At 62.2% G+C, this 13,062-nt stretch carries 15 protein-coding genes; 13 read left to right on the forward strand and 2 right to left on the reverse strand.

The window, feature by feature from the left end:
* Positions 1-48: 48 nt before the first annotated feature.
* Positions 49-516 carry a nuclear transport factor 2 family protein gene (locus E0H22_RS06110; protein ID WP_233024757.1) on the forward strand — a complete coding sequence of 156 codons (468 nt, stop codon included), beginning with the start codon at positions 49-51 and terminating at the stop codon, positions 514-516.
* Here E0H22_RS06110 and phnF read toward each other — a convergent pair whose 3' ends face one another.
* Complete coding sequence (phnF, locus tag E0H22_RS06115) at positions 517-1,251, reverse strand: phosphonate metabolism transcriptional regulator PhnF (protein WP_233024758.1); 735 nt, start codon at positions 1,249-1,251, stop codon at positions 517-519. It lies immediately after the preceding gene.
* A gap of 125 nt (positions 1,252-1,376) precedes the next feature.
* Between phnF and phnG the strand changes: the two genes are divergently transcribed.
* The 10 genes from phnG (at position 1,377) to E0H22_RS06165 (ending at position 8,973) form a co-directional block, all read left to right on the forward strand.
* Positions 1,377-1,838, forward strand: coding sequence for a phosphonate C-P lyase system protein PhnG (phnG, locus tag E0H22_RS06120; RefSeq protein WP_233026166.1), 462 nt, complete (start codon positions 1,377-1,379; stop codon positions 1,836-1,838).
* A gap of 1 nt (position 1,839) precedes the next feature.
* Positions 1,840-2,448 carry a phosphonate C-P lyase system protein PhnH gene (phnH, locus tag E0H22_RS06125; RefSeq protein WP_233024759.1) on the forward strand — a complete coding sequence of 203 codons (609 nt, stop codon included), beginning with the start codon at positions 1,840-1,842 and terminating at the stop codon, positions 2,446-2,448.
* A 2-nt stretch (positions 2,449-2,450) separates the two neighbouring features.
* Positions 2,451-3,560, forward strand: a complete 1,110-nt coding sequence (locus E0H22_RS06130) for a carbon-phosphorus lyase complex subunit (RefSeq protein ID WP_233024760.1) — start codon at positions 2,451-2,453, stop codon at positions 3,558-3,560.
* Entirely contained in the window at positions 3,557-4,441 is an 885-nt protein-coding gene (locus E0H22_RS06135) for an alpha-D-ribose 1-methylphosphonate 5-phosphate C-P-lyase PhnJ (protein WP_233024761.1), read from the forward strand. The genes E0H22_RS06130 and E0H22_RS06135 overlap by 4 nt, the downstream gene beginning before the upstream one ends.
* Complete coding sequence (gene phnK / locus E0H22_RS06140) at positions 4,434-5,234, forward strand: phosphonate C-P lyase system protein PhnK (RefSeq protein ID WP_233024762.1); 801 nt, start codon at positions 4,434-4,436, stop codon at positions 5,232-5,234. The genes E0H22_RS06135 and phnK overlap by 8 nt, the downstream gene beginning before the upstream one ends.
* Before the next feature lie 7 nt (positions 5,235-5,241).
* The gene (phnL, locus tag E0H22_RS06145; protein ID WP_233024763.1) at positions 5,242-5,940 is read left to right on the forward strand and encodes a phosphonate C-P lyase system protein PhnL; all 699 of its coding nucleotides are present in this window, start codon (positions 5,242-5,244) and stop codon (positions 5,938-5,940) included.
* A gap of 10 nt (positions 5,941-5,950) precedes the next feature.
* Positions 5,951-7,105: an alpha-D-ribose 1-methylphosphonate 5-triphosphate diphosphatase gene (locus E0H22_RS06150; RefSeq protein WP_233024764.1), complete on the forward strand. Its 1,155-nt coding sequence runs from the start codon at positions 5,951-5,953 to the stop codon at positions 7,103-7,105.
* On the forward strand, positions 7,102-7,686 hold the full coding sequence (gene phnN, locus E0H22_RS06155; protein WP_233024765.1) for a phosphonate metabolism protein/1,5-bisphosphokinase (PRPP-forming) PhnN: 585 nt from the start codon (positions 7,102-7,104) through the stop codon (positions 7,684-7,686). The genes E0H22_RS06150 and phnN overlap by 4 nt, the downstream gene beginning before the upstream one ends.
* Before the next feature lie 122 nt (positions 7,687-7,808).
* Complete coding sequence (locus tag E0H22_RS06160; RefSeq protein WP_233024766.1) at positions 7,809-8,429, forward strand: pyridoxamine 5'-phosphate oxidase family protein; 621 nt, start codon at positions 7,809-7,811, stop codon at positions 8,427-8,429.
* A gap of 244 nt (positions 8,430-8,673) precedes the next feature.
* Positions 8,674-8,973 carry an HU family DNA-binding protein gene (locus tag E0H22_RS06165; protein ID WP_233024767.1) on the forward strand — a complete coding sequence of 100 codons (300 nt, stop codon included), beginning with the start codon at positions 8,674-8,676 and terminating at the stop codon, positions 8,971-8,973.
* Positions 8,974-9,073: 100 nt separating this feature from the next.
* Here the strand turns inward: E0H22_RS06165 and E0H22_RS06170 are convergent, their stop codons facing one another.
* Positions 9,074-9,247, reverse strand: coding sequence for a DUF1328 domain-containing protein (locus E0H22_RS06170; protein ID WP_233024768.1), 174 nt, complete (start codon positions 9,245-9,247; stop codon positions 9,074-9,076).
* Positions 9,248-9,672: 425 nt separating this feature from the next.
* Between E0H22_RS06170 and E0H22_RS06175 the strand changes: the two genes are divergently transcribed.
* A complete protein-coding gene (locus tag E0H22_RS06175) occupies positions 9,673-11,904 on the forward strand; it encodes a GumC family protein (RefSeq protein WP_233026168.1) in 2,232 nt (743 codons plus the stop codon).
* Positions 11,901-13,052, forward strand: a complete 1,152-nt coding sequence (locus E0H22_RS06180) for a glycosyltransferase family 4 protein (protein ID WP_233024769.1) — start codon at positions 11,901-11,903, stop codon at positions 13,050-13,052. The genes E0H22_RS06175 and E0H22_RS06180 overlap by 4 nt, the downstream gene beginning before the upstream one ends.
* Positions 13,053-13,062: the final 10 nt, after the last annotated feature.

Here is a 13,062-nt window from a genome sequence, read left to right on the forward strand (position 1 = left end):
TAAAATTCGGGACTACACTTCGGTTAAAAATCGAAACCGAGGTGTCTCATGTCCCGTCCACCATTCCCGCCATTCACCCGCGAGACCGCCGCCCAGAAGGCTCGCATGGCCGAGGATGCCTGGAATTCGCGCGATCCGGTCAGGGTATCGCTAGCCTATACCGAGGACTCTACCTGGCGCAATCGTGGCGAGTTTTTCCAGGGCCGTCCGGCGATCGTCGAATTCCTCACCCGCAAATGGGCGAAGGAACACGACTATCGCCTGATCAAGGATCTCTGGGCCTTCGATAATAATCGCATCGCCGTGCGCTTTCAGTACGAATGGCACGACGACAACGGCACCTGGCATCGCTCCTATGGCAACGAGCAGTGGGAATTCGACGAAGCCGGCCTGATGCGCCGCCGCGAGGCAAGCATCAACGATGTCGTGATCGCGGAGAAGGATCGTCGCTTCCTGTGGCCCGCGCCGGGCCCGCGGCCAGCGGATGTCCAAGGCCTTGGCGCCGATCCGTTCTGATTACAGCGGGCTGTTGTCGATGACGAATTCCACGCGCTCCGCCACGAAGCGGGAATGCGTGAAGTGCAGCGGCGTGCCATCGGCGTCGACATCGAGAGAATCGACGACCAGGATGGGACGTCCCAGCGCGACACCGAGACGTGTGGCATCGGTCGCGTCGATGATCCCCGCGGTGACGCGGGTCGAGGCTCGGCGATAGTCCTTGATGTCGTAATGCGCCAGCGCCTTCGTCATCGAACGCACGCGCTCATAGACCTTGCCGAAATCGGGGAAACGCTCCGCTGACAGCCAGTTGGTGCCGACGCAGATCGGCGTCTTGTCGGCGAGGCGCAGTGCTTCCAGGCGAATCAGCGGTGCGCCGGTCTTCAGGCCGAGTTGCCGGGCCAGTTCCCGTGTCGCTACGTCGTCCGAGGCGCCAATCAGCTGGCCCGCGGGCTCGCGGCCGCCGGCACGGGCGTTTTCCGAAAAGCGCGTGCGCGACCGCAGTGGATAAGCGAGCTTCGGTGCCTCTACATAGGTGCCGCTGCCGCGCTCGGCGCGCACCAGTCCGCGTTCGGCCAGCGTTGCCAGTGCACGGCGTACGGTGTGGCGATTGACACGATAGGTGTCGGCCAGCTCGGTTTCGCCAGGCAGTTTTTCGCCGGCTGGAAAACGGCCATCGGCGATACCGCGCTCGATGCCATCGGCCACATGCCGCCACAAGGCGACGCCGGTCGGCTTGTCTTGAATGGTCACAAATCAGTCCCTGAATGTCCGTCGCATCAGCGATAGCGAAAAATCATGTCGCTGTCACGAAACGGTCATTGCCTCCTTCTATGAAGTTGTCTAGTAAACCATACAACTTGTCGAGCGATGGTGACATGATGCAAACCCCTTCAAGCGACCTGCAGGCGCGGCGCCAAGAGGCAATGGGCGTACTTGGGCATTCTCCAACGGCGGACATCGCTCGGCGTTTCGCCGATGTCGCCGTGCCCGATCACGAACAGTTGCGAACTCCGGAAAACGGTTTGGTGATGCTGCGCGGCCGTATTGGGGGCGACGGTGCGCCATTCAATCTCGGCGAGGCGACGGTATCGCGCGCCGCGGTGCGCCTCAGCTCGGGCGAAGTCGGTTTCGGCTACACGCTCGGTCGCGATGGCACCAAGGCGCAGCTGATCGCGCTATGCGATGCGCTGATCCAGACATCTCAATTCGCCAGCGCCGTAGAGGCGAAGGTCCTTGCTCCGCTGCGTATGCGCGTCGTCGCGGAGCGCAAGCGCAGGGCTGAAGAAACCGCGGCCACCAAGGTGGATTTCTACACGCTCGTGCGCGGGGAGAGCTGACATGACAACAGTTGCAGAAATGCCGGCCGGCTTCGCCGACAAGGTTCTCGCCGCGCAGTCCACCTTTCGTACGGTGATGGATGCCATGGCGCGTCCTGGCAGCGTCCAGCTCGTTCGCGCGGTGTCTGGCGTGCCGGCACCGATGATGCGCGGGGCGGCAGCAATCGCGCTGACATTGTTCGATCAGGACACGCCGGTCTGGCTCGATGGGAAACTGGCAGCATCGGAAGACGTGGCGAAGTGGATCAAGTTTCATACCAGTGCGCCTGTAATTGCGGACTCCGCTGCATCCAGCTTCGCGGTGATCGCCGATCCCATCAATCTACCCGCCTTCGATCGTTTCGCGCTCGGTTCTGGCGAGTATCCGGATCGCTCGACTACCATCATTCTGCAGGCCGTGAGCCTGAGTGTCGGTCCGGCCTATGAGCTGAGTGGGCCTGGTATCGATGGCGCGACAATACTGCGTGCTGCGATTGGTGTGCCCGATCTGGTTGAGCGTCTCGCCGCGAATGCAAAGCTATTTCCGCGCGGCATCGATCTGTTGCTCGTCTCCGGCGAGTCCATTGTCGCCTTGCCGCGCACCACGCGTATCAGGATGCGGGAGGGCTGAATATGTATGTTGCTGTCAAGGGTGGCGAACGCGCCATCGAAAATGCCCATCGCTTGCTGGCGCATGAGCGCCGTGGCGATCGCAGTGTGCCGGAAGTCTCGCTGGATCAGATCTCCAATCAGCTCGGTCTTGCGGTCGACCGCGTGATGACCGAAGGCTCGCTCTACGATCGCGAGCTGGCTGCGCTCGCCATCAAGCAGGCGCGCGGGGACATGATCGAGGCTATTTTCCTGCTGCGTGCCTTTCGCGCGACGCTGCCGCGCTTCGGCTCGAGTGAGCCCGTCGATACGTCGAAGATGCAGGTGCGCCGCCGTGTGTCCTCGACCTTCAAGGACATGCCGGGTGGGCAGGTGCTCGGCCCGACCTTCGACTATACGCATCGTCTGCTCGATTCCGCGCTGATGGGCGAGGGATCGCCGGACCTTCCGAATGTCGTGGCCGATGCGGAGCCGGGTATTATGCCACGCGTCACGGACATTCTCGGCCGCGACGGTCTGATCGAGCAATCACCTCCCGAAGATCCGGAACAGCCCGTCGGTGATCTCACGCGCGATTCGCTCAGCTTTCCGGCCGACCGCGATCTGCGCCTCCAGAACCTCGCCCGTGGCGACGAGGGTTACTTGCTCGCGCTCGGTTACTCGACGCAGCGCGGCTATGGCCGCAACCATCCCTTCGCCGGCGAAATCCGCCTCGGTGAAGTCGAGGTCGAATTCGTGGCTGAGGATGTTGGCTTTGCGGTGCCTCTGGGGTCGATCACGTTGACCGAGTGTCAAATGGTCAATCAGTTCAAGGGCTCCGACACCGAGGCGCCGTGCTTTACCCGCGGCTATGGTCTGGCCTTCGGTCAGTGCGAACGCAAGGTGATGTCGATGGCGCTCGTGGATCGCGCGCTGCGTGCGCGTGAACTTGGCGAGGAAATCAAGGCGCCGGCGCAGGACGAGGAATTCGTGCTGTCGCATTCCGACAATGTGCAGTCCACCGGCTTCGTCGAACACCTCAAGCTGCCGCATTACGTGGACTTCCAATCCGAGCTCGGTCTGCTGCGCAAGCTGCGCAGGGAGTTCGCCGAGGCCAATGAAGCGCCAGAGCCCATGCAGGAGGCTGCGGAATGAACGCGCCGTCTTACAATTTCGCCTATCTCGACGAACAGACCAAACGGATGATCCGTCGCGCGATTCTGAAAGCGATCGCGATCCCCGGCTATCAGGTGCCGTTTGCGTCCCGCGAAATGCCGATGCCTTACGGCTGGGGCACGGGCGGCGTGCAGGTCACCGCGTCCATTCTCGGACCGGATGATCAGCTCAAGGTCATCGACCAGGGCTCGGACGATACGACGAACGCGATCTCGATCCGCAAATTCTTCGAGAAAACAGCGGGTGTTGCAGTTACTACGAGCACGCAGGACGCGACGGTGATCCAGACGCGCCATCGTATTCCGGAAGCAAAACTCGGCGCGCAACAGGTGCTGGTTTATCAGGTACCAATTCCCGAGCCGCTGCGTTTTCTGGAGCCGCGCGAGACCGAGACGCGGCGCATGCACGCGCTCGGCGAATATGGCTTGATCCATGTGAAGCTCTATGAAGACATCGCCCGCTTCGGTCACATCGCCACGGCCTATGCCTATCCGGTCAAGGTCAATGCACGCTATGTGATGGACCCGTCGCCGACGCCGAAATTCGACAATCCCAAGATGGACAATTGTCCGGCCTTGCAATTGTTCGGTGCCGGCCGCGAGAAGCGCATCTATGCGATCCCGCCTTACACCAAGGTGCAGTCGCTGGACTTCGAGGATCATCCGTTCGAGCCCTACAAGCACAAGGCTTGCTGCGCGCTCTGCAACGCAGAGGATTCCTATCTCGACGAGGTTGTCACCGACGACCAGGGCAGCCGCATGTTCGTCTGCTCCGATACCGACTACTGCGAGACGCGGCAGGCGCAAGGCCATCGTGGGGTTGAAAACGCCGCTCCTTATGCGGAGAACCGTCATGCTTGATCGCACCACGACATTGCAGGACGACGCGCCGTTGCTGATCGCTGAAGGGCTCGGCAAGACCTATGGCAAGCTGCAGGCCTGCCGCGACGTTTCCTTCAAGCTCTATCCCGGCGAAGTTCTCGCCATTGTCGGCGAAAGCGGCTCGGGCAAATCGACCCTGCTGCAGCTTCTCTCGGCGCAGCTCGCGCCGAACACCGGCCGCGTGTCCTATCGCATGCGCGACGGCGTTACGCGCGATCTCGCTGCGATGGGCGAGGCCGAGCGCCGCCTGCTGTTCCGTACCGATTGGGGCTTCGTTCATCAGGACCCCGCGATGGGCCTGCGCATGGCGGTTTCTGCCGGCGCCAATGTCGGCGAACGCCTCATGGCTGTCGGCCATAATCACTATGGCAAGATCCGCGAGACCGCGACGACCTGGCTCGAACGCGTCGAGATTTCGGCCGAGCGTATCGACGACGCGCCGCGGACCTATTCCGGCGGCATGCGGCAGCGCCTGCAGATCGCGCGCAATCTCGTCACCGAGCCGCGCCTTGTCTTCATGGATGAGCCGACTGGTGGTCTCGATGTTTCCGTCCAGGCTCGCCTGCTGGATATGATGCGCTCGCTGGTCGGCGAGCTCGGCCTCTCGGCCATCGTCGTCACGCACGATCTCGCTGTCGCGCGGCTATTGTCGCATCGCGTGATGGTGATGCAAGGCGGCCGGGTGATCGAGACCGGTCTCACCGATCAGGTGCTCGACGATCCCCGCGAGCCTTATACCCAGCTGCTTGTTTCTTCGATCCTGCCGGCGTGAGGACACCATGACTGCGATGATCGAACTCCGAAATGCCGAGAAGACCTTCGTGATGCACCTCCAGGGCGGTGTGCGGCTGCCGGTGATGCATGGTGTAAGTTTTGATGTGAATGCCGGCGAGTGTGTCGTGCTGTCTGGTCCGTCAGGCGCGGGCAAGTCATCGATCCTGAAAATGATCTTCGGCAATTATCGCTGCGATGGCGGCGCCATCACCGTGCGGCATCTCGGTACATGGGTGGATATCGCCAGCGCCGAGCCACGCCAGATCCTCAGCGTTCGCCGCGATACCATCGGCTATGTCAGTCAGTTCCTGCGAGCCGTGCCGCGTGTGGCCGCGATCGACGTGGTTGCCGAGCCGCTGCTCAATGCCGGCATCAACCGCGAGGAGGCGCATGCGCGCGCGGGTAGCCTTCTGAAGCGTCTGAATATCGGCGAGCGTCTGTGGTGGCTGCCGCCATCGACGTTCTCCGGCGGCGAACAGCAGCGCGTCAATATCGCGCGCGGCTTCATCTCGGACCTGCCGATCCTGTTGCTGGACGAGCCGACGGCCTCGCTGGATGCAGTCAATCGTGCTGTGGTGGTCGATCTCGTCGCTGAGAAAAAACGTGCCGGTGTGGCCATGGTGGCCATTGTCCATGACGACGAAGTGCGGCATCTGATCGCGGACCGGCTGATCGACGTCACGTCCTTCGCCGCTGCCGCCTGAGAGGGAGACCATGAGCGCTTCATCGACTGAAATTGTCATCGGCAACGCCAAGCTCGTTCTGGCTGATCGTGTCATCGACAAGGGCTGGGTTGCTTTTGCGGATGGCCGCGTCGCCGAATTCGGCGAAGGCGATGCGCCCCGCGGTGCTGAAGATGCGCGCGGCGATCTGGTGATGCCGGGTCTGGTTGAGCTGCATACCGATCACCTCGAGGCGCATTTCATGCCACGCCCAAAGGTGTTCTGGGATCCGATCTCCGCTGTGGTTTCCTATGACGGCCAGCTTGCCACGTCGGGTATCACCACGGTGCTCGACTCCGTGCGGGTCGGTTGCGAGGATTCGAGCCAGGGCATCGATAGTTATGCCGAGCTGCTGGTCGATTCCATCGCCAATGCCGGCAAGGCCGACCTGCTGCGGGTCGAACATTTCCTGCATCTGCGCTGTGAGATCCCGATGCCTTCCGTTGTCACGGAAGCCAAGGCGCTGCTCGGCAAGACCGAGGTGCGGCTGATGTCTCTGATGGATCACACGCCGGGTCAGCGTCAGTTCCGCGACGAGGAGAAGCTGCGCACCTATTATCGCGGCAAGAGCGGCAAGACCGACGCCGAACTCGATTTGCTGTTCGCCAACAGGCTCGCTTGCCAGCAGCAATATGCGGCCGGCAATACGCGTGCGATCGTGGCGCTGGCCCATGCCAACAACATCCCGCTGGCAAGTCATGACGACACCACGGACGGCAATGTCAGTGAGGCGGTCGCGGACAAAGTGTCGGTGGCAGAGTTCCCGACCACTTTCGAAGCGGCGCATGGCCTGCACAAGGCCGGCATCGGCATTTTGATGGGCGCACCGAATGTGGTTCGCAACGGCTCGCATTCCGGCAATATCGCCGCCATCGATCTCGCCCGCGAAGGCATGCTCGATATCCTGTCGTCGGATTACGTGCCGTCGAGCCTCTTGATGGGGGCGCTGCAGCTTGCGACGAAGGTGCCGGCCATCGATCTCGCCAGCGCCGTTCGCACGGTCACCAAGCGGCCGGCGGAAGCGGTCGGCCTGACGGATCGCGGTGAAATCGCGGTAGGCAAGCGGGCGGATGTCATTCGTGTCCATGTCGCCCATGATGTGCCGGTCGTGCGCAGCGTGTGGCGGGAAGGGCGGCGCGTGGCATGACGGGTCTCGCAGCGGCCCCCGACGCAGCGGCGAAGATCGGACCCGGCCGGCTGGTGCTGGTCGTAGGCCCATCCGGTGCCGGCAAGGATACGCTGCTGGGTCTGGCACAGGCCGCACTGGCCGACGATGAGAATGTCGTGTTCGTTCGTCGTGTGGTGACGCGCGAGGCGTCTGCCTACGAGAATAACGAGCAGGTGACGCCGGAAGCCTTTCACGCCGCGAAGGCGGATGGCGCCTTCGCCGTCGATTGGGAAGCCCACGGCCTCTGCTACGCACTGCCTCGAACGATCGACGACGATCTCAGGGCCGGGCGCAATGTGGTTGCCAATGTCTCGCGCACGGCTATCCCGGCATTGCGTGCGGCCTATGCCGATGTGATCGTGGTGTCGATCACGGCGCCGCCGGACGTTCTCGCGGTACGGCTTGCGGCACGTGGCCGCGCCAGCGATGGGCCGATCAGCGACCGCCTCAGGCGCAGCGTCGAGACATCTGGCGCAGATGTGACGATCAATAATGTCGGCACCGTGGAGGCGCATGCCTTGGAGCTGATACACGCGATCAACGGCCGTAGGGCGGATTAGCCCAACGGGTCGCGCGAAGCGCGCCCGATGATAAACTCCGGCGTAATCCGCCGGCCGAATATGTGCGACGAAGAAGAGCGGATTACGCTGCGCTAATCCGCCCTGCGAAAGGGAGAATGGCCATGGCAATGATCGAGAGCGTCGAACAACTGGAAGCCATTTATGGCCGCTTCGACGATGTGGCAGAGGCGTCCACGGCCAAGGTCGCTGACCGCGTCACAGCCCAGTATCGCCGCCTTATCGAGGTCTCGCCCTTTGTGGCCCTTGCGACGTCGGGCCCCGAGGGCCTCGATAGCTCACCGCGCGGCGACATGCCGGGCTTTGTCCGCATCCATGATGAAAAGACCCTGATGATGCCGGATCGCCGCGGGAACAATCGTATCGACAGCCTCCGCAATATCGTCAGGGATCCCCGCGTCGGCCTGCTGTTCCTGATCCCCGGATCCGGCACGACCCTGCGCGTCAACGGCACCGCGCATCTGTCCGACGATCCCGACCTGCTGCAATCCTTTGCCGTGACCGAAAAGGCGCCGAGGACCGTGATCGTGATGCAGGTCGGGGAGATCTATTTCCAGTGCGCCCGTGCCATCGTCCGCTCCGAGCTGTGGAATCCCGACAAGCACATCGATCCGAAGACCCTGCCGACGCCTGGCGAGATTCTGGCCGAGATGAGCGGACAGCGGGTGGGCGGCGCCGAATACGACCGCGCCTGGCCGGAGCGGGCGCGGCAGACCATGTGGTAACGAGCTGGCGGGGGCGTTTGCCGCAATCCGGCAAAGGGCGAATCCCTTAACCCCTTTATTTATAGGAAATGGGCTTGCGCAGTCCTCGAATCCCTGCCGTACAAGGCGAATCGGGGTTTGTGCGCCAAAAAACACCGTTTTTTACGGGAAAAACGGCGTTCAGGCTGATTGAACACCTGCTTTTTCCGGCGATTCCGCTAGTGTCAGGTTCACCGAATCACTCCTGCTAACGCAAAGGTGCAACATGGCAGAACAACTGACGAAGTCGCAGCTCATCGAGAAGATTGCCGAAACCACCGAACTCACCAAGAAGGATGTCAAGGGCGTTCTCGAAAACCTCGCCACCCTGGGCTACAAAGAGCTGAAGAAGAACGGCGTGTTTCTGGTTCCGGGCTTCGCCAAGTTCGTCGTCATCAAGAAGCCGGCGACCAAGGCACGCAAGGGCACGAACCCCTTCACCGGTGAACCTATGACCTTCAAGGCCAAGCCGGCCCGCAAGATTGTGCGCGCCCGCCCGGTCAAGGCTGCGAAGGACGCGGTCTAAGAATGTCCGGAACGGCCGTCCGGTCGTTCCACTCGATTGCGCCCGGCGCGGCATTGCTTCGGCGATGCCGCGCCGGTTGCGTTTGGCGACGAAGGCTGCGCTAAGCCCGGAAGATCGTGATACCGAGCAGCAAGAGTACGACGCAGATCGCCAGGAAGATGTAGAAAAGAATTTTGGCGACATCGGCTGTTGCGGCTGAAATGCCAGTGAAGCCAAACACGCCGGCGACGATCGAGACCAGAAAGAAAATCAGCGCCCATTTCAGCAGGCTCATGGCATTGCTCCGATTGAACTCAAATCGGGAACGCCAGCCTCAGGCTATTGGTTCCGGAGCGGAGCCTTTTCCGGAAATGGAGAAGGCTTGCGAGGCCACGCGCAGAAGCTCTCCGCTCGCGTAGAAATGTACCAATTTGGATCACGTCGGCGGAAAAGTCGCATTTTAAACGAGACCTTAACCAAGACATCCCTAATGAAGAGTGAGTGACCGCTGCAGTCGTTTTTGCATGCGGGACGCCGCATCAGGGTGTTTGTATGCGTATGGTGGTCGTTGAGTACTGGACCCGTAGAGTGGGCACCGTGAAACTGCCGCGCGCCGTATCGACGCCGAGCGACATCGTGTGACACGCTATGTTCATCCGACGACCCGCAAACTCTTCGTCCGCCGCTGAAGCGGCGCCGACCGAGAGCCCGTTGCAGAAGGTGTGGCGTCACCGTCAGATCTTCGGCGCCGTCCTTTGTGGCGTCATGATCGTGACCGTCATCGCGCTGTTCGTCGTGCCGGTGCGCTACTTCGCGACGGGCTCCGTTATTGTCGCCGAACAGGAACCGAGTAACAGCAACGCCTCGGCGGCATGGGCTGCCAAGATCGGCGATCCCGCCGACGTGGAAAGCCAGCTCCTGATCGTCAAGTCGCCACGTATCATGCGGCTGGCCCTCGATGCACCCGGCGTCCGCGAGGCGGCGATCCAAGACTGCTTCGCGCGCAGCACGATCGGCTCGACATGCGAGAAGGCGAAGGAGGACACCGGCGCGCTGGTCGATTACATCGCTGCCAATTATTCCATCGGCGGCGCCGGCCGCTCGCGCGTCATCAACATCTCCTATACTTCGCCGATCGCCGAGGTCGCACAGAAGATGGCCAACGCGCTGACCAATGCGTTCCTCGACGATCAGCGCGTCACCGGCTCGAACAGCAAGGAGCTCGCGGCCTCCTATCTCTGGAAGGAAGCCAAGGATCTTGATGCCGAACTGCGAGACGCCGATGCCAAGATCCAGGCTTTCCGCCGCAACAAGGGTCTCGCCCGCGGCCAGCAGGCGCCGATCTGGTCGGAGCGTCTCACCAGCATCAGCCAACAACTGGCCAATGCCGAGAACGCGCGTGCCGAAGCCGCGGCACGCCTGCAGGAAATCAAAAGCAATCAGGCGCGTGCCATCGACTCGCCGGCTGCGCAGTCGAACCGTTCGATCTCCGATCTCAAGCAACAGTTGACCGTGGTGACGGCGCAGCTTGCCAACCAGTCAAATTCGCTCGGTCCGCGTCACCCGTCGATCCGTGCGCTCGAGCAGGAACAGGCGGCGATCCGCGACCGCATCAATTCCGAAGTTGCCAGTATCATTGCAAGTGCGCAGAAGGCCTACGATTCCAGCGACGCGCTGGTGAAGTCCCTGACCAAGCAGATGGACGCCGCCAAGGCTGAAGTCGGCTCGGCCACCTCGGACGAGGCCACCATCGAAAGTTTGGCGCGCAATACCGAGATCAAGCGCGCGCAATATGCGGATCTCTATCGCCGTGCCAGCGAACTCGAGACCGAACGCCGCGTGCTGATCGGTAATACGCGTCTCGTCAGCTTGGCTGAACTGCCGATGAAGCCGTTCTTCCCGAAAAAGATCCCCTTCATCGCCGCGGGAGCGACCCTTGGTCTGCTGCTGGCGAGCTTCGCCGCATTTTTCGGCGATAGTATCCGGCTCGACGGCTTACCGCGGATGCGTTTGCCGCCGCGCCGCAACCCGGAGATTGAACCTGTTGCGGCAGCGCCGATTGTCGTCCCCGTGGCCGCGTCTGCCGCTCCGCCGGTCGAGTCGAGCGCTCCGATCGATACACCGTCGCCGCTCCGCCCAGCCTCCGTGCCGGCCGGAGCCACGTCTGAACTTTCCGTCGTCACCGGCGCACCGATCCTTGCGCATCTGCCGGCAATCCGGCGAGACTCGTCGGAATCGGCGATCGGCGCGATCCTGTCTGCACAATCGGGCGCCGCATTGGCGCGCAGCCTGTCGAAGGCGCGGGAGAACAATCATTATCAGGATGCGTTGCGGGATCTCGCGACAAATCTTCTCACGCCGGCCGGCGGCAAGGTTCGCAAGCGAATTCTCGTGGCTTCGCCCTCGACCGCCGAAGGCAAGACCTTCCTAACTCTGTCGCTGGCCCATCACTTGGCTGCCGCAGGCCGCAGTGTGCTGGTGATGGAATGCGATCTTGGTGCGCCGAAGTTCGAAGCGGCGCTCGGTCTGCGCAGCAGCCTTGGCCTGCAGGGCGTCCTGCGTGGCGAGATCACGTCACGGGAGAGCGTCGTCAGCTCCGGTGTACCGAATCTCGATGCCATCCCGGCCGGTCCCGTCCCGGCATCGACCGAACTCCTGATGCGAAAATCATTCGCCGATGTGCTGCAATGGGCGGACATTTACGACGTCGTCCTCGTCGATGCACCATCGCCCGGTATCCAGACCGACATCGGTGTGCTCGCCAAACATGTCGATGGCGTGCTGCTGTGCATGCGTTCCGGGCGCTCGTCGATCGGGCAGGCGGTTGCCACCTCCAGCGCCATTCGCGCCGCAGGAGGCGCGCTAATTGGCATTGCCATCACCATGGTTCCGGATGCAGGCCCGATGCGTACTGCGTCGGCTACGAGCGATGCCTATGCCGGAGCGACATGATGTCGTCGCGTGTTCTGTTCGTGTGCCATACGGGCTCGATCTCCGGCGCTGAACTGGTCTTGCTGGATCTGGTGCGGCCATGGATAGGGCAATCGGCTTTGCTGTTCGAGGATGGCCCGCTGCATCAGGCGCTCGCTGCACGCGGTTTGAACGTCAAAGTCTCCCCCTGGGGGAGCGGACTCAACGATGTCCGGCGCGACAGTTCGTTCGTCAAAGTCGTGCCTGCCGCCGGTGCGATGCTCGGTATCGTAGCCGAGGTTGCGCGGTTCGCGCGCAGGCATGACGTGGTTTATGCAAATTCGCAGAAAGCGTTCGTACTTTCGGCGATTGCCGCGAAGCTGGCGCGCCGTCCTCTGATCTGGCACCTGCACGATATCATTTCGCCGGCGCATTTCGGGAGGATGCAGCGCCGCGTTCAGGTGATGCTGGCAAACCATTGCACGATCAAGGTTGTCGTTCCATCCAAGGCGGCAGCCGATGCGTTCGTTGCCGAGGGCGGCCGCAAGGAACTCGTTGCCATCGTCCCCAATGGACTCGATATACCGCCGGAGACGCAAACTTCTGCAGAGTTACGTCGGGAACTGGACCTGCCGCAAGGACCGCTTGTGGGCGTCTTCAGTCGTCTCGCGGAATGGAAAGGGCAACATGTCGTGCTGCGTGCCCTGGCAAAGGCGCCTGGCGTCAGCTGCATCCTTGCGGGATCAGCCTTGTTCGGCGAGGAGACCTATGAACAACGGCTGCGCCAGATGGTGGGCGATCTCGACATTGCCGATCGCGTGCATTTCCTCGGACAGCGCAACGACGTGCCGCGATTGATGCGCGCGGTCGATGCGGTGATCCATCCGTCCATCGATCCCGAGCCGTTCGGTCGGACGTTGGTCGAGGCAATGCTGGCCGAGGTGCCTGTAATCGCGACGGACGCTGGTGCGGCATCGGATATTCTTGAGGACGGCAAGGCCGGCACGCTCGTGCCGCCAGACGATCCCGACGCGATGGCACATGCGATCCGCAACGCAATGTCGCCTTCGCCTGCGCATGCGGAGCAGATCAGGCATGCGGCCGCACGTGCGCGCTCGCATTACAGTGTTGGGCAGATGCTCGATGCGACATCGGGTCTGATCCGCCAGGTTGCCGGAGAGAAAGCGTGATAGGACGCCG

Source organism: Rhodopseudomonas boonkerdii, assembly GCF_021184025.1.
GTDB classification, from domain to species: domain Bacteria; phylum Pseudomonadota; class Alphaproteobacteria; order Rhizobiales; family Xanthobacteraceae; genus Tardiphaga; species Tardiphaga boonkerdii.